Genomic DNA, 20,624 nt, shown 5'->3' on the forward strand with positions numbered 1-20,624 from the left:
CATCTTCGATGGCAAGACGGCACATCCGCCGTAAGCCCATGAACTGAAAGGAGAAGCAAATGAGCATGCTGCCTGCCCGCCATAGCCTGTTTGACGAGTTTTTCCGCGATTTCACCCCGGGTTTCTTCGTCAAGCCGCTGCACGGCGACGCGCTGCCGGCGCAGATCAAGATGGACGTCAAGGAAACCGGCGAGGCTTACCAAGTGGAGGCCGAATTGCCGGGCGTCGGCAAGGAGGACATCCACGTCGACATCGACGGCGCCTTGGTGACGATCAAGGCCGAGGTAAAGCAGTTCGACCAACAGGGCAAGGACGAGCGCGCGCTGCGCAGCGAACGCTACTACGGCCTGGTATCGCGCAGCTTCCAGCTGCCGCAGGACATCGACCGCGAAGCCGCCAGCGCCCGATATGAAAACGGCGTGCTGAACCTGACGTTGCCCAAGCGCCGCAACGGCGGGGCCGGCCAGCGGCTGCGGATCGAATAAGCGCGGCCTCGGCCCCGCGGCAATAAAAAACGCGCCGGTCTCCCGGCGCGTTTTCACTGGCGATGACACGAATCAGGCCAGGATCTTGGATACGATCTCGTACACGTCCTTGGACAGCTCGGCCTTGGCCATGCGCTCCAGCTCGGCGCGCATCAACGCCTGCCGGCCCGGCTCCAGCTTCTGCATCCGGCGGAAAGCGCGGGTCAGGCCGCTGGCGCCCTGGGGATTGATGGCGTCCAGCTCCAGGATGCGGTCGGCCAGGAAGCGGTAGCCGCTGCCGTCGCCGGCGTGGAAGTGGTACAGGTTGGCGCCGAACGCGCCCAGCAGCGAGCGCACCTTGTTCGGATTGCGGATGCTGAACGCCGGGTGATGCAGCGCCGCCTCCACCCGCTGCAGCGTGCCGTCCAGCTGGCTGCCGCCGATCAAGGTGAAGAACTTGTCCATCACCAGCGCCTCGTTCTGCCAGCGCGAGGCGAAGTCGGTGAAGCAATCGTCGCGTTCCTGGCCGTCGCGGTCGCGCAGCGCCAACAACGCGCCCATCTGGTCGGTCATATTGTCCGCGTCGCGGAACTGCTTGGCGGCGATCTCGGCCGGCCAGGCGTCGTCCAGGCGGTTCAGCATCCACAGCGCGCGGTTCTTCAGGCTGCGCTTGTCGGAGTCCTGCGGCTTGTACTCGCGGGTGAGATTGAGTTCGTACGCCTCGCGCCATTCGCCGCGCAGCGCCTGCGCCAGCTGGTCCAGCACGAATTCGCGCACCTGGTGGATCGCCGCCGGATCGGCCACGTCCACCATTTCCAGGATTTCGCCCTCAGTCGGCAGATTCAACATCAGCGCCTTGAACGCCGGGTCCAGGCTATGGTCCTTCAATACCGCGCGGAAGGCGCCGATGAAGGTTTCCGACAGCTTGAGCTCGCGGCCGGCGGCCGCGTCGGCGATCAGCTGCTTGAACAGGCGCTCGGCGAAGATCTGGCCGGCTTCCCAGCGGCAGAAGCTGTCGCTGTCGTTGGCCATCAGGAACACCAGCTGGTCATCGCGCCAGTCATACTCCAGCTTCACCGGCGCGGAGAAGCCGCGCAACAGCGACGGCACCGGCTCGGCCGGGATGTCGACAAAGGTGAAGCTCTGCTCGGCGGCCTTGACGTCCAGCACGCGCGACGCGCCGACAGCCTCGGCTTCGCCGGCGAGGCGCAGCGGCAGGTCCTGGCCATCCGCGCCCACCAGGCCCAACGCCAGCGGGATGTGGAGCGGCAGCTTGGCCTGCTGGCCCGGCGTGGCCGGGCAGCTTTGCTTGACGGTCAGCGTGTAGCTTCGCTCGGCCGGGTTGTAGCTGGACGAGACGGCCAGGCGCGGCGTGCCGGCCTGGCTGTACCACAGCGCGAACTGCGACAGGTCGACGTCGTTGGCGTCGGCCATCGCGGCGCAGAAGTCGTCGCAGGTGACTGCCTGGCCGTCATGGCGCTTGAAATACAGGTCCATGCCCTTGCGGAAACCGTCGCGGCCCAGCAGCGTCTCATACATCCGCACCACTTCCGCGCCCTTCTCGTACACGGTCATGGTGTAGAAGTTGTTCATCTCGATATAGCTGTCCGGACGGATCGGATGCGCGGTCGGACCGGCGTCTTCCGGGAACTGCGCCATGCGCAGGCCCTTGACGTCCTCGATGCGCTTCACCGCGCGGCTGTAGATGTCGGCGCTGAACTCCTGATCGCGGTAGACGGTCAGGCCTTCCTTCAGACTCAGCTGGAACCAGTCGCGGCAGGTGACGCGGTTGCCGGTCCAGTTGTGGAAGTATTCGTGGCCGATCACCGCCTCGATGCCTTCGAAGTCGGCGTCGGTGGCGGTGTCCTGGCGCGCCAGCACGTATTTGGTGTTGAAGATGTTGAGGCCCTTGTTCTCCATCGCGCCCATATTGAAGTCGCCGACCGCGACGATCATGTAGATGTCCAGGTCGTACTCCAGGCCGAAGCGCTCCTCGTCCCACTTCATCGAGTGCTTGACCGACTCCATCGCGTGCGCGGTCTTGTCCTGGTCGGCGGGCTCGGTCCAGATTTCCAGCGCCACTTCGCGGCCGCGCATGGTGACGAACTTGTCGCGCAGGGCCACCAGCTTGCCGGCCACCAGCGCGAACAGATAGGATGGCTTGCGGTAGGGGTCGACCCATTTGACCCAGTGCCGCTTCTTGTCCACCATGCCCTCGCCCACCTTGTTGCCGTTGGACAGCAGCACCGGGTACTTCTGCTTGTCGGCCTTGATGGTGGTGGTGAACTTGGCCATCACGTCCGGACGGTCCAGATAATAAGTGATCTTGCGGAAGCCTTCCGGCTCGCACTGGGTGAACAGGTTGCCGCTGGACGCGTACAGGCCCATCAGGCTGGTATTGGCCGCCGGATCGAGTTCGGTTTCCACTTCCAGGATGAAGCTGTCCGGCACCTGGCGCACGGTCAGCACGTCATCGGCCAGGCCGTAGCGGGTTTCGTCCAGTTTCTCGCCGTCCAGCAGCACGGCCACCAGCTTGGCGCTGCCGTCCAGCTTCAAGTCATGCTCGGCGGATTCGCCGTTGCGGGTCACCACCAGACGCGATTGCACGCGGGTGGATTCGTCTTCGATGTCGAACACCAGATCGACGCGGTCGATCAGAAAAGCGGGGGCCTGATAATCCTTGCGGTACTTCACTTCCGGCTGTTGAGCCATTCGTGTCTCCTTGCGGTCCGGCTCGTGGCCGGTCTCTTTCATAGACGGCGCGGCGCCCGGTAAGCGCCGCTCTTGGTCGAAATCGGCCGTTCTGTCAGCGGCCTGCAATCCATTTGCCGCCGTCGGCTTCCAGCTTGAGGCGGCAGGTATCCTCCGGCGCGGCCTGCGGCGCCACGTCGAACGTCATCAGTTCGTCGCGGCGGAAGGCGTGCAGCTTGATCTTGTCGCCCGCGGACAGACGGGCAAGCTGTTTGTCCAAATCGTAGGCGCGGAGCTTGTCCACCGCCACCACCACGTCGCCGCCGGACAGGCCGGCCTGTTGCGCCGCGCCGCCATCAAGCACCTGGGTCAGCTTGACCCCGGCGGCGTCGGCCGCGGTCTTGACGCCCAGCGTCAGCGGCGCCGGCTTGCCGGCGAAGGCATCCACCACGCCGCCGCGGTCGGACGCGCCCTGCGCGGCCTCGAATTTCAGCTCCACGCCCTGGCTCTTCAATAGTTCAAGCAGCGGCAGGTCCTGGGTGCTGCGCAGCGCCAGGTCGAAGAAAGGCTTGAGCTTGAGGCCGGTGGTTTCGATCGCGATTTTTTCCCACTCATCCTCTTCCAGCCCCTTGCCGTCGGCCAGCCATTTGCGCCACAGCGCGCGCATCACGTCGTCCAGCGACTGCTTGCCCTTGCTGTCGCGGCGGATCGTGAGGTCCAGCGCCAGCGCGGCCAGCGAACCCTTGGTGTAGTAGCTGACGATGCTGTTGGGACTGTTCTCGTCCTGGCGGTAGTACTTGGTCCAGGCCTCGAAGCTGGATTGCTCCAGCGTCTGCTTCATTCTGCCCGCGCCGCGTTGCACGCCGGTGATGGTTTCGGCCAGCAGGCCCAGGTAGCGCTTCTCGTCGATCAGGCCGCAGCGGACCAGGGTCAGATCGTCGTAATAAGAAGTGATGCCCTCAAACGCCCACAGCAAGCGGGTCATGCCTTCGCGGTTCAAGTCATAGGGCGTGAACGCCGCCGGCTTCATCCGCTTGACGTTCCAGCTGTGGAAGTATTCGTGGCTGATCAGGCCTAGCAGTTTCAGGTAGCCGTCGCCGATGTCGGTCGCGCCAGGCGCAGGCAGGTCGTCGCGGTTGGCCACCAGCGCGGTGGACGCGCGGTGCTCCAGGCCGCCGTAGATGTCCTTGCCGACGAACAGCATGAACACGTAGCGCTCGAACGGGGCCGGCTCGCCGAACAGCTTGATCTGGTATTCGCAGATCTTGCGGGTATCCTCGGCCAGCCGTTTCAGATCGCCCTGGAAGCGGCCGGACACGACGAACTCGTGCGGCACGCCGCAGGCCTTGAAGCTGACCTTTTGGAACTCGCCCATTTCCACCGGGTGGTCGATCAGCTCATCGTAGTTGGATGCCAGGTAGCCGCCGAAGCCGCTCTTTTTCTTGACGTCGACGGCCGGCAGGCTGGTCGCCACTTTCCAGCCGGCGTAAGCCTTGCCTTCCGGCGCGTGGATCTCCACGGCGCAGGGCTCGCCCTCGTAGCCTTCCGCCGCCAGGAACACGCTGGTGCCGTTGAAGAAACCGCGCTCGCCGTCCAGATAGGCGCCGCGCACCGACAGATCGAACGCGTAGACCAGATAGCGCAGCGTCAGCGCGCCCTTGGCCGGCGCCGCCTGCCAGCGGTTCTTTTCCAGCTGCCGCAGCGCCACCGGTTTGCCGCCGGCGCGGGCCTCCATCTCGACGATGTGCTTGGAAAATTCACGGATCATATAACTGCCGGGAATCCACGCCGGCAAAAAAAACACCTGGCCATCCTTGGCCGGGTGCGTGACTGTGACGGTTGCTTCGAACAGGTGCGCTTCCGGAGACACCGGGCGCAGCGTGTAATGTACTGGGACGGGTTGGGTCATGATCAGCCTGCAAGCGTTGCAAAACTTGATGATTCTAGCATTTCCGCGATTTTGGCGGTTGCCCTCATGGCGTATTGATCCATGTCAAGAAGTCATACCAATACGACAATACAATTGCATGCGTAGCAACATGCACTATTCGTATCGCTACCCTCGTAATACCGCGAGAATTAGGACAGACGAGAATCGATCCAAGCCGACTATGCAACTGGCTCGCATAAGGCATTTGATTTAGAATAACGGCATTGGATACGTGGAAATTTGGTGCTATCGAAAAGGCCGGCAAACTGCTAATACAGACATCAAAGCCTATCGGTACAGGTCAAGCACCTGATTCGACTTTCACAACACGGTTCCCCGCGGCTTGCCTTTCCAATTTCCAGATTGGGATGAGGTTGAAAAGTTCAAGCTGCCTTGGTTTGTCATGTTCTGAGTTAGCAACCTTGGAGAAAACCTTAAATGGAAACGCAATCCACTTATAACTATAAGGTGGTGCGCCAATTTGCCATCATGACCGTAGTTTGGGGCATAGTCGGCATGTTGGTGGGCGTCATCATTGCGGCCCAGTTGGTGTGGCCGGAGCTCAATTTCGGGCCCTGGTTCCACTTTGGCCGCCTGCGTCCCTTGCACACCAACGCCGTCATCTTCGCCTTCGGCGGCTGCGGTCTGTTCGCCACCTCCTACTACGTGGTGCAACGTACCTGTAACGTCAGGCTGATTTCCGACAAGCTGGCCGCCATCACCTTCTGGGGCTGGCAGCTGGTGATCGTGCTGGCGGCCATCACGCTGCCGCTTGGCTTCACCACCTCCAAGGAATACGCTGAGCTGGAATGGCCGATCAAACTGCTGATCGCCGTGATCTGGGTGATTTACGCGATCGTGTTCTTCGGCACCATCGCCATCCGCAAGGTCAAGCACATTTACGTGGCCAACTGGTTCTACGGCGCCTTCATCCTGGCCGTGGCGCTGCTGCACATCGTCAACTCCGCCTTCGTGCCGGTGACCATGTGGAAATCCTATTCGGTATACTCCGGCGCCGTCGACGCGATGGTGCAATGGTGGTACGGCCACAACGCGGTGGGCTTCTTCCTGACCGCGGCCTTCCTTGGCATGATGTACTACTTCGTTCCCAAGCAGGCCGGCCGTCCGGTGTACTCCTACCGTCTGTCTGTCGTGCACTTCTGGGCGCTGATCTTCACCTATATGTGGGCCGGTCCGCACCACCTGCACTACACCGCTCTGCCCGACTGGACCCAGTCCGTCGGCATGGTGTTTTCCCTGATCCTGCTTGCGCCGTCCTGGGGCGGCATGATCAACGGCATCATGACCCTGTCCGGCGCCTGGCATAAGCTGCGCACCGACCCGGTGCTGAAGTTCCTGGTGGTGTCGCTGTCGTTCTACGGCATGTCCACCTTCGAAGGCCCGATGATGTCGATCAAGACCGTCAACGCCTTGTCCCACTACACCGACTGGACCATCGGCCACGTGCACTCCGGCGCGCTGGGCTGGGTGGGCTTCATCACCATCGGCTCGATGTACTACCTGATCCCGCGCCTGTTCGGCCGCGAAACCATGCACAGCGTCAAGCTGATCGAGGCCCACTTCTGGCTGGCCACCGTCGGCGTGGTGCTCTACATCGCCGCGCTGTGGATCTCCGGCGTGATGCAAGGCCTGATGTGGCGCGCGCTGAACCCGGACGGCACCCTGACCTACGCCTTCGTCGAGGCGGTGAAAGCCACCTACCCGTACCACACGGTGCGCCTGCTGGGCGGCTTCCTGTACCTCTCCGGCATGCTGCTGATGGCCTACAACACCTACCGCACCGTCGTCGCAGGCCGCGCCGTCGATGCCAAGATCCCGGCCATCACCGCAGAAGCACATTAACAGGCGAGAATAATCATGGACAGAATCCAGAAACTGATTGAAGAGCATGTAGGCTGGCTGATCGTGCTGACCCTGTTGGTGGTCAGCGTGGCCGGCCTGGTGGAAATCCTGCCGCTCGCATTCCAGAAATCCGTGACCGAACCGGTGGCCGGCGTCAAGCCGTTCACCGCCCTGCAGCTGGCTGGCCGCGACATCTACATCCGCGAAGGCTGCACCACCTGCCATACCCAGATGATCCGCCCGTTCCGCGCCGAAACCGAACGTTACGGCCACTACTCCGTGGCCGGCGAATCCGTGTACGACCATCCCTTCCTGTGGGGCTCCAAGCGCACCGGCCCCGACCTCGCCCGCGTCGGCGGCCGCTATTCCGACGAATGGCATCGCGTGCACCTGAACAACCCGCGCGACGTGGTGCCGGAGTCGAACATGCCGGCCTTCCCGTGGCTGGCCAAGAACCTGGCCGACGCCGACGTGGTGCCGAAGAAGATGGAAGCCCTGCGCCTGGTCGGCGTGCCCTACACCGACAAGGACATCGCCGAAGCGAAATCCCAGGTGGAAGGCAAATCCGAACAGGACGCCGTCGTCGCCTACCTGCAAGGCCTGGGCCTTGCCGTGAAGAACAGGCGCTAAGCCATGGACTGGGTCACTTTCGGGCGTTCGCTGTTCACCGTGGTTTGCTTCGCGTTCTTCATCATGGTGTTGATCATGGCCTACAGCAAACGCTCCAAGAACCGGTACGAGGAGGCAGCCAACCTGCCCTTCCTCGACGACGACAAGGTAGAGGAAGCCCCGCATGACGAGGCTTCCCACGGAGCAAGAAAATGAGTCAATTCACAAGCGGTTTCTGGAATATCTGGATTATCGTGATCGTGCTGGGCGGCATCATCGGCCTGACGCTGCTGGTATTCACCCAATCCAAGACCACGGTCAAAAAGGGAGAGGAAGTCGACATCACCGGCCACATCTGGGATGGCGACCTGGCCGAGTACAACAACCCGCTGCCGCGCTGGTGGATGCTGATGTTCTACATCACGCTGATCTTCGGCGTGGTCTATCTGGTGCTGTACCCGGGCCTGGGCGACTACAAGGGCGCCTTCGGCTGGACCCAGATCGACCAGTACAAGGCCGAGAGCAAAGCCGCCGAGCAGAAATACCAGCCGCTGTACGACAAATACCTGAAGCAGGATATGAAGTCGGTCGCCGCCGACCCCAAAGCCCAGGAAATGGGCCGGCGCCTGTTCCAGACCTACTGTGTGCAGTGCCACGGCGCGGATGCCCGCGGCGCCAAGGGCTTCCCCAACCTGGTGAGCCATGACTGGATCTACGGCGGCGAGCCGGACACCATCAAGACCACCATCCTGAATGGCCGCCACGGCCAGATGCCGGCCTGGGGCGCCGCCTTCGGCGAGGAGAAGGTCAAGGATGTGGCCAACTACGTGATGTCGCTGTCCGAGCACAAGAAGAAGTTCGACGCGGAGCGCGCGGCCCGCGGCAAGGAAACCTTCGCCGCGGTATGCGCCACCTGCCATGGTCCTGACGGCAAGGGCAACCAGCAACTGGGCGCGCCCAACCTGACCCACCCGTCGGGCAGCTGGCTGTACGGCGGCACCGAGAAGGCCATCATCGAGACCATCACCAACGGCCGCAGCGGCCAGATGCCGGCCTGGAAGGATTTCCTCGGCGAAGGCAAGGTCCACCTGCTGGCCGCCTACGTCTGGAGCCTGTCCAACAACCCCAAGGCGCAGCAGTAGGCGCCTTGTACGGCGCGCCGTCCGCTCCGCGCGGGCGGCGCGCTTCGCCTCTCCCCCACCCAGAGGCTTTGGTAGAGCGCATCGACCGGTGAGTTTCACCAAACCCTCTTCAGGAAAACGACATGTCCGAATCGCTGAAGAAAATCCCGATCAAGGTTGAAGGCGCCGGCCAGGACAACGAAACCGTCTCGCTGTACGAATCCCACCAGAAAATCTATGTCCGTGCCGCCAAAGGCATGTTCAACAATCTCCGCATCCTGTTCGTGCTCGGCACCCAGCTGGTCTACCTTGGCCTGCCCTGGCTGCAATGGAACGGCCGCCAGGCGGTCCTGTTCGATCTGGCCGACCGCAAGTTCTACCTGTTCGGCCTCACCGTCTGGCCGCAGGACTTCGTCTATCTCGCCGCGCTGTTGATGTGCTGCGCCTTCGGCCTGTTCACCTGGACCACCATCGCCGGCCGGCTGTGGTGCGGCTATTCCTGTCCGCAGACGGTGTACACCGAGATCATGCTGTGGATAGAGCAATGGGTGGAGGGCGACCGCAACAAGCGCATCAAGCTGGACGCCGCGCCGATGAGCCTGCGCAAGCTCAGGCTGAAAACCGCCAAGCACTTGATCATGATCGTCTTCTCGCTGTGGACCGGCTTCACCCTGGTAGGCTACTTCACGCCGATGCGCAGCCTGATCGCGGCGCTGCCCACCTTCGGCTACGGCCCGTGGGAGACGTTCTGGATGTTCTTCTACGGCGGCTTCACCTATCTGTTCGCCGGCTTCATGCGCGAGCAGGTATGCAAGTACATGTGCCCCTACGCCCGCTTCCAGAGCGTGATGTTCGACGCCGACACGCTGATCATCTCCTACGACGAAGCCCGCGGCGAGCCGCGCGGCGCGCGCAAGAAGGGGTCTGACCCGAAAGAACAGGGCCTAGGCTCCTGCATCAACTGCAGCATCTGCGTGCAGGTGTGCCCGGTGGGCATCGACATCCGCAACGGCCTGCAATACGAATGCATAGGCTGCGCCGCCTGCATCGACGCCTGCGACGAAGTGATGGACAAGATGGGCTATCCGCGCGGCCTGATCCGCTACACCACCGAGAACGCGCTGGAAGGGAAATATCCGGAAAAGGAAATCGCGTCGCGGCTGAAACGGCCCCGCGTGGTGCTGTACATCCTGGTGCTGAGCGCGGTGATCATCGCCTCCGTCACCTCGCTGGCGATGAGAAAGCCATTCAAGGTGGACATCCTTCGCGACCGCGCCTCGCTGGTGCGCGAGACCGATGAAGGCTGGCTGGAAAACACCTACATCATCAAGATCATCAACACCACGGAACGTCCGCAGCAATTCCGCATCACAGCCGAAGGCCTGCCCGACATCAAGGTCAAGACCGAAACGCCGCTAGTGGCCATTCCCGCCGCCGCCACCGACAGCGCCACCGTGCACGTGGAGGCCGACCCGCAGTACGCGACCAAGGGCAGCCACCCGATCCGCTTCATCGTAGAATCCGCCGGCGATCCCTCGCTGCGGGTAGAAGAAAAATCCAGCTTCATCGGAGAATGACATGCAGCACACCGCCCACCACCCGTCCCGCCCCTGGTACAAGGAACCCTGGCCCTGGATACTGTTCGGCCTGCCGGCGGTGTCCGTCGTCGTCGGCATCTTCTTTCTGATGGCGGCGATCAAGTCCGACGACGGCCTGGTCACCGACGACTATTACAAAAAGGGCAAGGCGATCAATATGGAGCTGCGGCGCGACAAGGCCGCCGCGCAGATGGGCCTGTCGGCCCAGCTGATGTTCGGCAGCGACGGCCGCAGCCTGCGCCTGGTCACCACCAGCAAGGTCAAGCTGCCCGACACCCTGTCGCTGAGCATGATCCACCCGGCCCAGGACGATTACGACCTGTCCGCCGTGATGACCATGGCCGGCCCCAATCTGTACCAGGGCATCCTGCCCAAGATCCCCGTCAACGCCAACCACTGGTACGTGCAGCTGGAAGACCATGACAAGAAATGGCGGATCCAGGGCGAATGGAAGCCGGGCTCCGGGCAGATGGCGATGCTGGGCCAGCCGCATCTGGAGCCGGTCGAGCACTGAGCGCCAAACTTCCCCTATCGAAACGGCCCGCATGCGGGCCGTTTTCCTTGCCTGGCCGACTTCCGGACTAGGCCACCGCCCTCACCCGGCTGAGCCAGGCAAGCGCGCCCGCGCCCGCCTGCCACGCCGCCGTCGCCAGCATCAAATCCCGCAGCGGCATGCCGGCAGACAACACGCCGCCCAAGACCAGCGCCAAGGGCATCAGCAGCTTGAACAAGGAGCCGGTCAGCCCGGACACGCGGCCGATCAGCGCCGCCGGCGTCGCCTCCTGCCGGTAGCTCCACACGCCGACATTGCCGCACACCACGACGAAGCTCTGCAGCGCCATCGCGCCCGCCAGCCACGGCATCTCGCTCAACAAAGCCTGCGCCGCCATGCCGGCAGCCTCCAGCAGCAGTGCCAGGCAGATCATCCGCCCCAGGCCCAGCGCCTTCCGCACCCGCGCCACGCACAAGCCAGCCGCGATGCCGCCCGCGCCGGCGCAGCCGAACAGCAGCCCCAGTTGCCCCGGAGAAAAGCCCAGCTGGTCGCGGGCGCGAAACAGGAACAACACCTCGGCCACGCCGGCCGCGCCGTTGGCCAGCACCACCACCCAGCTCAACTGCCACAGCGCCGCGTTGCCCCGCAGCGCCCGCCAGCCGGCGGCCAACTCCGCCAGAAAGCGCCGCTCGCCGGCCTGTCCCGGCCCTTGCGCCGGCACTCTGGCCATCAGCGCCGCCGACAACAGAAACATCAACGCCGGCGCGCCCAGGCTCCAGTGCGGGCTGGCCCAGGCAATCAGCAGGCCGGACAGCATCGGGCCGCTGACGGCGAACACGTCGAACAAGCTGCCCAGATAGCCATTGGCCTGCACCAGCTGCGCCGGCGGCACGCTCTCCTTCACCAGGGCCATCCGGCAGATGGCGGTCACGTAGTTGCACAGCATCACGCAGAAGGTCAGCGGATAGAACAGCCACGACGCCATCCGGCCGCCGGCCAGCGCCAGCGCGCAAACGCCCAGCAACCCAGCCATCGCCAGCAAGGCCCGCTGCGCCCAGCGGCGGCGGCACACCCGGTCCACCCACACGCCGATGAACACCGCCAGCAGCAGATTGGGCAGAAACTCCACCGCGCGCAGATTGCTCATCGCCGCCAACGAATGGGTCAGCTCGTACAGGATCAGCGGCAGCGCCAGCTGGTAAATCTGGCCGCCCAGCGCCAGCAGCGCGGTGGATGCGAACAGGCCGGCGAACACCGGCTGCCGCCATAAAGAAGGGGAAGAAACCGCGGACATGCGCGCTCCATGACATTTGACAGAAGCGGCAGTATCCGGCACAAAAGCGGAGACAAAAATGGAACAGATCAAAACCATTCCTCCCCTTTTATGCGCCTGCTCCAACACTACCAGCGGCTGAGTCTGGCCTTCCCCGCCCACGACGGCCCGGCGCGGCTGGCCGACATCGCCGCCGCCTTGCATTGCAGCCCACGCCACGCCCGCGAACTGATGCAGAGCATGGCGGATAAGGGCTGGCTGCGATGGCGGCCCGGCCAGGGGCGCGGCCATGCGTCGCGGCTGCGGCTGCTCGCGCCGGCCGGCCAACTGGAAATGGAAGCAGTGCTCGGCCATCTGGCCGATGGCGACATCGAAAAGGCGCTGCGCTTGCTGCCCACGGCAGCGCGCCGCCAAGTGGCCGAGCTGCTGCCTGCCTATCTCGGCGTCCCGCCGGCCGAACCGCAAACGCTGCGCCTGCCCTTCTACCGGCCGCTGCACAGCCTGGACCCGCTCCAGATCAACCGCCGCACCGAATGCCATCTGATCCGCCAGATCTTCGACGGCCTGACCCGCTACGACCGCGCGCAGGGGCAAATCGTCCCGGCGCTGTCTCATCACTGGAGCCATGACGGCGAATGGCGAAACTGGCGCTTCCATCTGCGCCCCGGCGTCGCCTTCCACCATGGCCGCGCGCTGGATGGCGAAGACGTTCGCCAGACCCTGCTGCGGCTGCGCGACGAGGCGGGTCCCCACCAGGGCCTGCTATCCCATCTTGAAGACGCCAGCCTGCCCGCGCCGCTGACCGTCGACATCCGTCTGAAATGCCCCGACGCGCTGCTCCCGCGGCGGCTGGCCGACAGCGCCGCCTCCATCCTGCCGCGCGAATGCTGGCAGCAAGCGGACTTCGGCCGCTTCCCCATCGGCACCGGCGCGTTCAAGCTGGAAGTCAATAACGACTACCGCGCCACGCTGCGCGCCTTCGACCGCCACTGGAAGGAAAGGCCATTGCTGGACACGGTGGACATATGGGTCGTCGACGACCCGGACGTGCGGGCGCGGCTGGATGCCCGCTTCTGCCACCCGGATGAGCCCGCCGTCCGGCCATCGCTGTACCAACTGGAGGCCGGCTGCAGCTATCTGGCGGCGAACCCGGCCCGGCTGGATTCTGATCAACGGCGGGCGCTGGCCGACTGGCTGCACCCAACCGTCTGGCAAGCCGCGCTTCCAGGCGAGCCGGCGCTGGGCATGCTGCCGCAATGGCGGCACCGTCCGACACCCGTCCAGCCGCAACCCCCGCGCCTGCCGCCGACACTGCGGCTGGTCACCTACCAACTGCCGGCCCATATCGAGCTGGCGGAAGCCGTGGCGCGCCGCTTGCGCGACGCCGGCAGCCGGACCGCGCTGACCGTCATGTCCTATCCCGATTTCGCCCGCTACGACTGGCTGGATGACGCGGACCTACTGCTGACCGGCGAAGTGATGGCCGACGATGTGGATTTCGGCGTCTACCAATGGCTGTGCCAGGATGCCGGCTACCGCCATTGGCTGGAGGAAGGGGCCCGGCACAGAATCCGGCTAGCGGAAAGAAAACTGGCCATGGAACCCGACGCGGAGCGGCGCTGGCAAGGCTACGAAACGCTGGCACGCAAGCTGGTGGAGGAAGCCAGCCTGATTCCGCTGCGGCATCATGTCCAGACGATGGAATTCGCGCCGCAGCTGCGGGGCGTCACGCTGGCGCAGTGCGGCTGGATGGACTTCGGCAAAGCGTGGCTGGCTCCCCCGCACTGAGTCAGCCCTGGCTCAGATGGCGGCGTCCGAGTGATAGCGCAGCCAGAAAGCCTCGCGGCAGCCGTTGTCGAAGCTTTTGCGCATCGGCTCGATGCCCGGCGAGTCGCCCAGCTCCAGCACTTCATAGGTGATCCAGCTCTCGGCGCAGGCCAATTCGCTGGGGTAATCGTCCACCTCGATGCTGCGGCGGATCGCCACGCCGTTGTCGAAGCGGTACACGCGCTCCCGCAGCGTCACCTCGCAATCGGCCTCGCGCCAACTGTCCTGCCTATCCTCGCGGCCGACGATGCGCTCCGCGCCGGCGCCGCCCATGATCGCCCGCGCATAACCGGCCAGCGGCTCGCTCGCGTCGGCCATCAAACGCTCTCCTTGTGGATGTCGGCCAGCAGCGGTTGCGCCAGACGGCGGTAGTCGTCGCCGTCCAGCACGATGGACGCGTCCAGCCGGCCTGCGTTGAACGCGATTTCCCGGTAGCGCGCCAACAGCTGCGGGTCCACCACCAAGCGGATGGACGGATCGAAGCTGAACGGCGGGATGGAGCCGATCACGCAGCCGGTGGCGGCCTCGGCGTCGGCCGCGTCGGCCAACTTCACCTTGCGCGCGCCGACGGCGGCGGCCACCTTGGCGAAATCCACCCGCTCGTCGCCGGGCAGCACCGCCAGCACGAACTGGCCGGGCGCCTCCGCCACCTTGCACAGCATCGCCTTGGCGCCCTGCCCCACCTCGGTGCCGCGGATCTCGGCCACCTTGTGCGAATTGCCCTCGGCGGGATGTTCTATCACCCGAAAGCGGGCTTGGCCCGCTTCCAGCCATTGCCTCAAATGCTCAAACATCGGACCTCCCGCTTAGCGCATGCTGGACATAGTTGGCAAATGGGGGCGGGCTACTGACAGACAAGTTTAACAAGGGGGAAAACTAAAATCTGCGTGCCTCGTACGCCCCCCCAAAGCCCCCACTGCTGCAGATGTCCGACATTCTACTAGATTAGTTACCCTTCACTTGGGGACCATCAAGCCCGATTGGAAAGATAACCAAGGAATTCGCAACCTTACCTCCATCATAAAGAAAATGAGAGTTCAAAAAACCTACGATAGAGCTATCACCCAGAGCAACCCAGCTTCTAGCCACCATATCTCCATAACCTGGAATAGGTAGATTGGCTAATGGCACACCATCCCGAGAATAAAGAGATACCATGTCAGGCTGCGAGCCTGAGATAGACACATTTGGTGCATGAGACCATGCGCAAATCACTCTGGCATCACCTAAAACAAGAACAGAATTTGCAAATGATGCCATATCAACCAGTGAATCCAAATAAGAGAGACTCTTCGCATCATATCTCATGCATGATTGCTGTGCAGTTATCCCTGTTACCATGACTGAACTTCCGTCACCCAATGCCGAAAAATCATTATATGTAACAAGCAAACCATTTCGCGTCACGAAGTCAAGAAGATGGCCATTTTTATCTGAAAAAAACGTCCCACCACCTACCTCTGAAAAATCAACATCAAATGCTTGCACCCAATTATTGGCATAGCTATACACTCTTCCGCCATCATCTGTAGCTTGTAATTTTGAATAATTTCCATATGACCACAACCCCAACGATTTACCATTCTTCCATGAGGCACCATTTCCTAAAAGTACTATCTCGACTCCATTAACCCTTAAGGAAACGACAGCTATCCCCATGTGAACCTTTAATGGATCTCCCCAATCATCCTTAGGCATTTCCCATACATCAACTTTCGTCTGCCTGATCAAGTCGATAACAACTAATTTTTTATTTTCCAAATCCACAACATAGAGAAAACTGCCATCAGGCGAAACCGCCATTTCACCAGCAGCGCTGGCCACATCTCTAATTGTAGCAACCTGAGAAGCGGTATATGCGTTAAAAACCTGAACATCTTTCTCACCCATATTTGTATAAAAATATGGCCTTATTGGGTCTGCCACCAACTTCGAATATTGACCACTTACCACAGTAGTCGTTTTCAAAAATGACTCATCGCGCCAAACTGCAACCTTTACAATCGCAGGTTCAACATAACTAGCACTTGAACGGATAGTCACATTCGCATAGCTCACTTTTCCTATTGGTAAACGAGAATCATCCGCCAGCAACTGCAAAGTAGAGCCATTACCCGTCTGACCGCTGGCAGTCACACTTAACCATGGCGCGTCGGAAGTGGCAGTCCAATTCAGCGTACCGCCAAAGTTGTCCTTGATGGTCAACGTCTTGCTCAGCACCTTGCCAGCCGGCGTGCTGGAGAAGGCCACGCCCCATTTGGACGGCAGCAAGCGGCGCTGATCGCGGTTGATCGTCACTGGCACAATCCCCTCAACCGCATCGCCATTGATCTGAGCGGACAGTTTCAAAGCCGCTGTAGTCGAACCAACCGTTGCTTGGGAAGAGTCGCCGCTCAACTGCAAGGCTTGCGCAGTCTGGTTGACGCTGCCGCTGACAACGCCAGTCTTCAGCCATGCCGGCTGCGACGACACTTTCCACGACCAGGACTTGTTGCCGGTATTCAGCGCGAATTGCAGGCTCTGCGGCGTGTCCAGATCGCGCCCCTTGTCGCCGCCCAGCACGATACCCTGTGCCGGCAGCGTGAAGCTGGCCTTGGTCAATGACAGCGAAGCGGCGATATCTTTGCTCTCCACGCCTGCCGCGCTCAGATGCAAGGTACCGTTATAGTTGCCGCTGGCTAAAGAACCTCGGCTTGGATCGGCAGATAACGGAATACTGGATGGCGTGATCCCGCTGACAGCCCCAGCTTGCAGCCAAGCGGCGTTGCTGGACGCAGTCCAGGTGCCCTCGCCGTTGTTGTTAAGGCTCAGTTGCAGGATCTGTCCCGGAAGCTCGCTGCCGTTGATGCCGCTGAAGCTGAAGCTGTCCTGAGAAGCGACAAACTGCACCGGGCGCACATTCACGCTGAATGGCAACGTCACCGTCTGGCCATCGTCGCTTGTAACGGTCACATTGTCGGTATAGGCGCCGGCAGCCAGCCGCTCGGTCGACATCGATACATTGAAGCTGCCCGCTCCTTGGCCGGAGGCATTGCTCAACAACAACCAATTGCTGCTGGCTTTAGCCGTCCACTTGCCGCTAAAACCACTCACCGAAACCGAGGAGCTGAAGTTGGAGCGCTGGCCGATCACCGCTGTAGAAGAAGGCACGCCGGACAATACTGCCTGCAACGGTTGAGCCGCTACCGAAAAGTCATAAGGCAGCGTCAACGGCCCGCTGAGGAAAGAAGAGCCGCATTGCGGATCCCTGCACAGCTGGAACTGCAACGTGCCTTTGTAATGACCGGTAGCCAGCGTGCCGGACGTATGCAAGGTCAACGCCATCTGGTTGCCTCCCAGCCAGTTCAATTGTGGCGTACCGGCCAGCACCTTCTGACTGTCGACAACATAAAGATAGATAGAGCTGTTAAAACGACTGGCATCGGAAACGCTCGCCTGTATCGTCCAGGTCTGCGACGAACCAGCGCTCTGGTTGCCCCCCAATGAGGCGGGAGACAGCTGGACTGCTGATGGCGGAAGCGCCTCCTGCACATGGCTTGCGGCATTGCCGGAACCGCCGCCGCCGCCACCTCCCCCGCCTCCGCCTCCGCCACATGCGGACAACATCGACACCATCAATAGCATGGACAAGCCTTGCCATACCTTCATCACGGACCTCGCTTAACTTTCCGCCGACTCATTGATCAGCGTTCATATTTTTTTACAAAGTCGAGATTATAGTTGGACAATCGTTTATTTTAAATTCAATTGTCATTTAATCGAAAAATACTCTGCCCGCATCACAATCGTCACACCTCCCTCCCTTCCTGCACGAACAGCGGTCTTCTCCCTTGAAGCTATCGTTCCGTTCATTGCACACTGGCATCAGCCAGCCTCTCAGGATATCCGCGTGCTCAAACTCAACCTCGGCTGCGGCCATGACCGGCGGCCCGGCTTCGTCAACATCGACTCCCAGGCCGCCTGCCAGCCAGACCAGGTGGTCGATCTGGAGCGATTTCCCTGGCCTTGGGCCGACGGATCGGTGGACGAGATCGTGATGAGCCACGTGCTGGAGCATCTGGGCGCCGATACCGACACCTATCTGCGCATCATCAAGGAGCTGTACCGGGTGTGCGCGCCGGACGCCCGCGTCGCCATCACCGTGCCGCATCCGCGCAGCGACAACTACCTGGCCGATCCCACCCATGTGCGGCCGATCACCGCGATGGGCCTGCAGATGTTCAATCAGGAATTGAACCGCCAAACCATCGCGGAGGGCGGCTCCAGCACGCCGCTGGGCATTTATCTGAATGTCGACTGGGCGCTGGAATCGTCGGACGTGAAAATCCTGGAGCCCTGGGCCAGCCGTTTCAACGGCGGCCAGCTCACCGAAGGCGACATCGCGTTGGCGGTGCAAAATTTCTACAACGTGATCGGCGACTGCACGTTCGTGATGCGCATACGCAAACCGGCTTTCGCCGGCTGAAGCATCCGAGCGGATGCCTGCCTGGCGATGACGCCCATGCGAGCAAGCCGCTTGCCCCTCGCCAGCCGGCAATGCATGATGCATAGCCGGGCCATGGCGGGAACAGCCATCCAGCCATGAGCGCCACCCCTGCAGCCACCACATAGAAAGGCCGGAGATCATGTCGAAAGAGCTTGTCTTCTATACCAACCCGCAATCGCGGGGCAATATCGTGCACTGGATGCTGGAAGAAGTGGGCGCGCCCTACCGCCCGGTGCTGCTGGAGTACGGCGCCTCGATGAAAGCGCCGGAGTATCTGGCCATCAATCCGATGGGCAAGGTGCCGGCCATCCGCCATGGCGATCAGGTCGTCACCGAAGGCGCGGCCATCTGCGCCTATCTCGCCGATGCCTTTCCCGAAGCCGGACTCGCTCCCGAGCCGGCCGCGCGCGGCGACTATTACCGCTGGCTGTTTTTCGCCGCCAGTTGTGTGGAGCATGCCTGGAGCAACCAGGCCGCCGGCTTCACGCCCACTCAGGAACAGCAGCGGATGTTCGGCTACGGCTCATATGAAGCGACGCTGAACACGCTGGCCAAGGCCGTGGCCGGCCGCCGCTATCTCGCGGGAGACCGCTTCAGCGCCGCCGACGTGTATGTCGGCCGCACGGTAGGTTACGGCATCGAGTTCGGCAGCATGCGCGACTGGCCGGAACTGGTCGCCTACTGGGATGGCCTGAAAAATCGGCCGGCCCTGCTGCGCGCCGCCGAACAGGCCGCCCAGTGGCAAGCAAGCAAGGCATAACGGCGTTCCAAAAGCCTTGCGCGACGGACGCCATCCTCCGCGCAAGGCGAGCAAGCAGCGCTACGCCGGCCGCAGCCGCGCGGTGAAATGCCGCAGTATCGGCGGCTCGTAGTCGAAGGCCAGGCCTTTCACCGCTGCCGCCCGCCGTTTCACCTCGATCAGACAGTCGGCGATGTAGTCCATGTGGTCGTTGGTGTAGACCCGGCGCGGTATCGTCAGCCGCATCAGCTCGAACGGCGACGGTTCTTGCAGGCCGGTCTGCGGATTGCGGCCCAGCAGCAGCGAGCCGATCTCCACCGCCCGGACGCCGCCTTCCAGATACAGCTCGCAGGCCAGCGCGTGCGCGGGAAACCGCTCGGCCGGAATGTGCGGCAGCAGGCGCGCGGCGTCGACGAAAACGGCATGGCCGCCGGTTGGATGCTGGATAGGCACCCCGCCCTCGCGCAGCCGCTCGCCCAGGTAGGCGACCTGGCCGATGCGGTAGTCCAGGAAGGCGTCGTCCAGCCCTTCCCTCAACCCTATCGCCAAGGCCTCCATGTCGCGTCCGGCCAGGCCGCCGTAGGTGACGAAGCCCTCCATCGGCACGCAGCGCACCTGCACCGCGCGGAACAGCGCCTCATCGTCCTTGAAGCAGCACAGGCCGCCGATATTGACCAGCCCATCCTTTTTCGCCGACATGGTGAACATGTCGCCATGGCCGAACATCTCGCGCGCGATGGCCGGTATGGAGGCGCCGGCGTAGGCCGGATCGCGCGCGCGGATGAACCAGGCGTTCTCGGCGAAGCGGGCGGCGTCGATCACCACCGGGATGCCGCGCGAGCGCGCGAGCGCGCTGGCCGAGCGGATATTGGCCATCGATACCGGCTGGCCGCCGGCGCTGTTGCAGGTGATGGTGACGATGACGGCGGCGACGTTGTCTCCCTCGGCCGCGACGATCTCCCCCAGCCGCGCCAGGTCGAAGTCTCCCTTCCAGTCGTATGCCGTGCCGGTGTCCAGCGCCTGCGGCGTCAGCACGTTGACGGCGCGGGCGCCCGCCAGCTCGACATGGGCCTTGGTGGTGTCGAAATGGTAGTTGGACAGGAACACCGGGCGCGCGCCCCGGCAGCGCTTCACCAGTTCCGGAAACAATATCTGCTCCGCGCCGCGCCCCTGGTGGGTGGGGATGGTGTGCGCGTAGCCGAACAACTCCCGCACCGTGTCGGCCAAGCGCAGGAAATTGCGGCTGCCGGCATAAGCCTCGTCGCCCATCATCAAACCGGCCCATTGGCGGTCGGACATCGCGCCGGTGCCGCTGTCGGTCAGCAGGTCGATGTAGACATCCTCGGCTTTCAACAGGAAGGGATTCCAGCCGGCGTCGGCCAGCGCCCGGCGGCGGTCTGCCGGCGAGGTCTGCCGGATGGGCTCCACCATTTTGATGCGGAACGGTTCGGGAATGCGTTGCGCCATGATCTTCTCCTCGGCGCGGCCGCGCGCCGCCTGGACAAACGCGGGCGGAACGGCGGCGGGCCG

17 protein-coding genes are annotated in these 20,624 nt (G+C 62.7%); 10 read left to right on the forward strand and 7 right to left on the reverse strand.

All coding sequences use genetic code 11. The features are described from left to right. Positions 1-59: 59 nt before the first annotated feature. The gene (locus tag ACX17K_RS18380; RefSeq protein WP_493775902.1) at positions 60-485 is read left to right on the forward strand and encodes an Hsp20/alpha crystallin family protein; all 426 of its coding nucleotides are present in this window, start codon (positions 60-62) and stop codon (positions 483-485) included. A gap of 72 nt (positions 486-557) precedes the next feature. On the opposite strand, the gene pepN is transcribed toward ACX17K_RS18380, so the two are convergent. Beyond that, positions 558-3,176 carry an aminopeptidase N gene (pepN, locus tag ACX17K_RS18385; RefSeq protein WP_493775903.1) on the reverse strand — a complete coding sequence of 873 codons (2,619 nt, stop codon included), beginning with the start codon at positions 3,174-3,176 and terminating at the stop codon, positions 558-560. A gap of 94 nt (positions 3,177-3,270) precedes the next feature. Beyond that, positions 3,271-5,064: a M61 family metallopeptidase gene (locus tag ACX17K_RS18390; protein WP_493775904.1), complete on the reverse strand. Its 1,794-nt coding sequence runs from the start codon at positions 5,062-5,064 to the stop codon at positions 3,271-3,273. Positions 5,065-5,523: 459 nt separating this feature from the next. Between ACX17K_RS18390 and ccoN the strand changes: the two genes are divergently transcribed. The 6 genes from ccoN (at position 5,524) to ACX17K_RS18420 (ending at position 10,790) form a co-directional block, all read left to right on the forward strand. Then, positions 5,524-6,948, forward strand: coding sequence for a cytochrome-c oxidase, cbb3-type subunit I (gene ccoN / locus ACX17K_RS18395; protein ID WP_166438998.1), 1,425 nt, complete (start codon positions 5,524-5,526; stop codon positions 6,946-6,948). Between the two features lie 15 nt (positions 6,949-6,963). Further along, the gene (gene ccoO, locus ACX17K_RS18400) at positions 6,964-7,578 is read left to right on the forward strand and encodes a cytochrome-c oxidase, cbb3-type subunit II (protein ID WP_021478125.1); all 615 of its coding nucleotides are present in this window, start codon (positions 6,964-6,966) and stop codon (positions 7,576-7,578) included. 3 nt (positions 7,579-7,581) lie between these two features. Next, positions 7,582-7,773 (forward strand): cbb3-type cytochrome oxidase subunit 3, encoded by a 192-nt coding sequence (locus ACX17K_RS18405; protein WP_046166878.1) that lies wholly within the window; start codon positions 7,582-7,584, stop codon positions 7,771-7,773. Beyond that, positions 7,770-8,699 (forward strand): cytochrome-c oxidase, cbb3-type subunit III, encoded by a 930-nt coding sequence (gene ccoP / locus ACX17K_RS18410; protein ID WP_021478127.1) that lies wholly within the window; start codon positions 7,770-7,772, stop codon positions 8,697-8,699. Before ACX17K_RS18405 ends, ccoP begins: the two co-directional genes overlap by 4 nt. Before the next feature lie 122 nt (positions 8,700-8,821). Continuing rightward, positions 8,822-10,255 carry a cytochrome c oxidase accessory protein CcoG gene (gene ccoG, locus ACX17K_RS18415; RefSeq protein ID WP_493775905.1) on the forward strand — a complete coding sequence of 478 codons (1,434 nt, stop codon included), beginning with the start codon at positions 8,822-8,824 and terminating at the stop codon, positions 10,253-10,255. A 1-nt stretch (position 10,256) separates the two neighbouring features. After that, positions 10,257-10,790, forward strand: a complete 534-nt coding sequence (locus ACX17K_RS18420) for a FixH family protein (protein ID WP_343481351.1) — start codon at positions 10,257-10,259, stop codon at positions 10,788-10,790. A gap of 67 nt (positions 10,791-10,857) precedes the next feature. On the opposite strand, the gene ACX17K_RS18425 is transcribed toward ACX17K_RS18420, so the two are convergent. After that, on the reverse strand, positions 10,858-12,063 hold the full coding sequence (locus ACX17K_RS18425) for an MFS transporter (RefSeq protein ID WP_493775906.1): 1,206 nt from the start codon (positions 12,061-12,063) through the stop codon (positions 10,858-10,860). 90 nt (positions 12,064-12,153) lie between these two features. On the opposite strand from ACX17K_RS18425, the gene ACX17K_RS18430 reads away from it, so the two are divergent. Next, complete coding sequence (locus tag ACX17K_RS18430; protein WP_493775907.1) at positions 12,154-13,830, forward strand: SgrR family transcriptional regulator; 1,677 nt, start codon at positions 12,154-12,156, stop codon at positions 13,828-13,830. Positions 13,831-13,842: 12 nt separating this feature from the next. Here ACX17K_RS18430 and ACX17K_RS18435 read toward each other — a convergent pair whose 3' ends face one another. From ACX17K_RS18435 to ACX17K_RS18445, 3 genes are all read right to left on the reverse strand, one after another. Then, complete coding sequence (locus ACX17K_RS18435; protein ID WP_493775908.1) at positions 13,843-14,187, reverse strand: hypothetical protein; 345 nt, start codon at positions 14,185-14,187, stop codon at positions 13,843-13,845. Beyond that, positions 14,187-14,663: a YbaK/prolyl-tRNA synthetase associated domain-containing protein gene (locus ACX17K_RS18440; protein ID WP_493775909.1), complete on the reverse strand. Its 477-nt coding sequence runs from the start codon at positions 14,661-14,663 to the stop codon at positions 14,187-14,189. Before ACX17K_RS18440 ends, ACX17K_RS18435 begins: the two co-directional genes overlap by 1 nt. Before the next feature lie 151 nt (positions 14,664-14,814). Next, complete coding sequence (locus tag ACX17K_RS18445) at positions 14,815-17,517, reverse strand: BACON domain-containing protein (protein ID WP_493775910.1); 2,703 nt, start codon at positions 17,515-17,517, stop codon at positions 14,815-14,817. Between the two features lie 241 nt (positions 17,518-17,758). On the opposite strand from ACX17K_RS18445, the gene ACX17K_RS18450 reads away from it, so the two are divergent. Both ACX17K_RS18450 and ACX17K_RS18455 read left to right on the forward strand, forming a co-directional pair. Then, the gene (locus ACX17K_RS18450; RefSeq protein ID WP_493775911.1) at positions 17,759-18,334 is read left to right on the forward strand and encodes a class I SAM-dependent methyltransferase; all 576 of its coding nucleotides are present in this window, start codon (positions 17,759-17,761) and stop codon (positions 18,332-18,334) included. Between the two features lie 160 nt (positions 18,335-18,494). Next, a complete protein-coding gene (locus ACX17K_RS18455; protein ID WP_493775912.1) occupies positions 18,495-19,115 on the forward strand; it encodes a glutathione S-transferase family protein in 621 nt (206 codons plus the stop codon). Between the two features lie 60 nt (positions 19,116-19,175). Here the strand turns inward: ACX17K_RS18455 and ACX17K_RS18460 are convergent, their stop codons facing one another. Continuing rightward, a complete protein-coding gene (locus ACX17K_RS18460) occupies positions 19,176-20,561 on the reverse strand; it encodes a tryptophanase (RefSeq protein WP_493775913.1) in 1,386 nt (461 codons plus the stop codon). Positions 20,562-20,624 lie beyond the last annotated feature (63 nt).

This window comes from Chromobacterium sp. INPA-IVC (assembly GCF_059047085.1).

Coding starts and splice junctions, on each gene's coding strand:
- ACX17K_RS18435 (WP_493775908.1), bottom strand. CDS start 14,187: ATGGCCGACGCGAGCGAGCCGCTGGCCGGTTATGCGCGGGCGATCATG.
- ccoO (WP_021478125.1), top strand. CDS start 6,964: ATGGACAGAATCCAGAAACTGATTGAAGAGCATGTAGGCTGGCTGATC.
- pepN (WP_493775903.1), bottom strand. CDS start 3,176: ATGGCTCAACAGCCGGAAGTGAAGTACCGCAAGGATTATCAGGCCCCC.
- ccoP (WP_021478127.1), top strand. CDS start 7,770: ATGAGTCAATTCACAAGCGGTTTCTGGAATATCTGGATTATCGTGATC.
- ACX17K_RS18460 (WP_493775913.1), bottom strand. CDS start 20,561: ATGGCGCAACGCATTCCCGAACCGTTCCGCATCAAAATGGTGGAGCCC.
- ACX17K_RS18445 (WP_493775910.1), bottom strand. CDS start 17,517: ATGAAGGTATGGCAAGGCTTGTCCATGCTATTGATGGTGTCGATGTTG.
- ACX17K_RS18430 (WP_493775907.1), top strand. CDS start 12,154: ATGCGCCTGCTCCAACACTACCAGCGGCTGAGTCTGGCCTTCCCCGCC.
- ACX17K_RS18440 (WP_493775909.1), bottom strand. CDS start 14,663: ATGTTTGAGCATTTGAGGCAATGGCTGGAAGCGGGCCAAGCCCGCTTT.
- ACX17K_RS18420 (WP_343481351.1), top strand. CDS start 10,257: ATGCAGCACACCGCCCACCACCCGTCCCGCCCCTGGTACAAGGAACCC.
- ACX17K_RS18380 (WP_493775902.1), top strand. CDS start 60: ATGAGCATGCTGCCTGCCCGCCATAGCCTGTTTGACGAGTTTTTCCGC.
- ACX17K_RS18425 (WP_493775906.1), bottom strand. CDS start 12,063: ATGTCCGCGGTTTCTTCCCCTTCTTTATGGCGGCAGCCGGTGTTCGCC.
- ACX17K_RS18455 (WP_493775912.1), top strand. CDS start 18,495: ATGTCGAAAGAGCTTGTCTTCTATACCAACCCGCAATCGCGGGGCAAT.
- ACX17K_RS18390 (WP_493775904.1), bottom strand. CDS start 5,064: ATGACCCAACCCGTCCCAGTACATTACACGCTGCGCCCGGTGTCTCCG.
- ACX17K_RS18405 (WP_046166878.1), top strand. CDS start 7,582: ATGGACTGGGTCACTTTCGGGCGTTCGCTGTTCACCGTGGTTTGCTTC.
- ccoN (WP_166438998.1), top strand. CDS start 5,524: ATGGAAACGCAATCCACTTATAACTATAAGGTGGTGCGCCAATTTGCC.
- ccoG (WP_493775905.1), top strand. CDS start 8,822: ATGTCCGAATCGCTGAAGAAAATCCCGATCAAGGTTGAAGGCGCCGGC.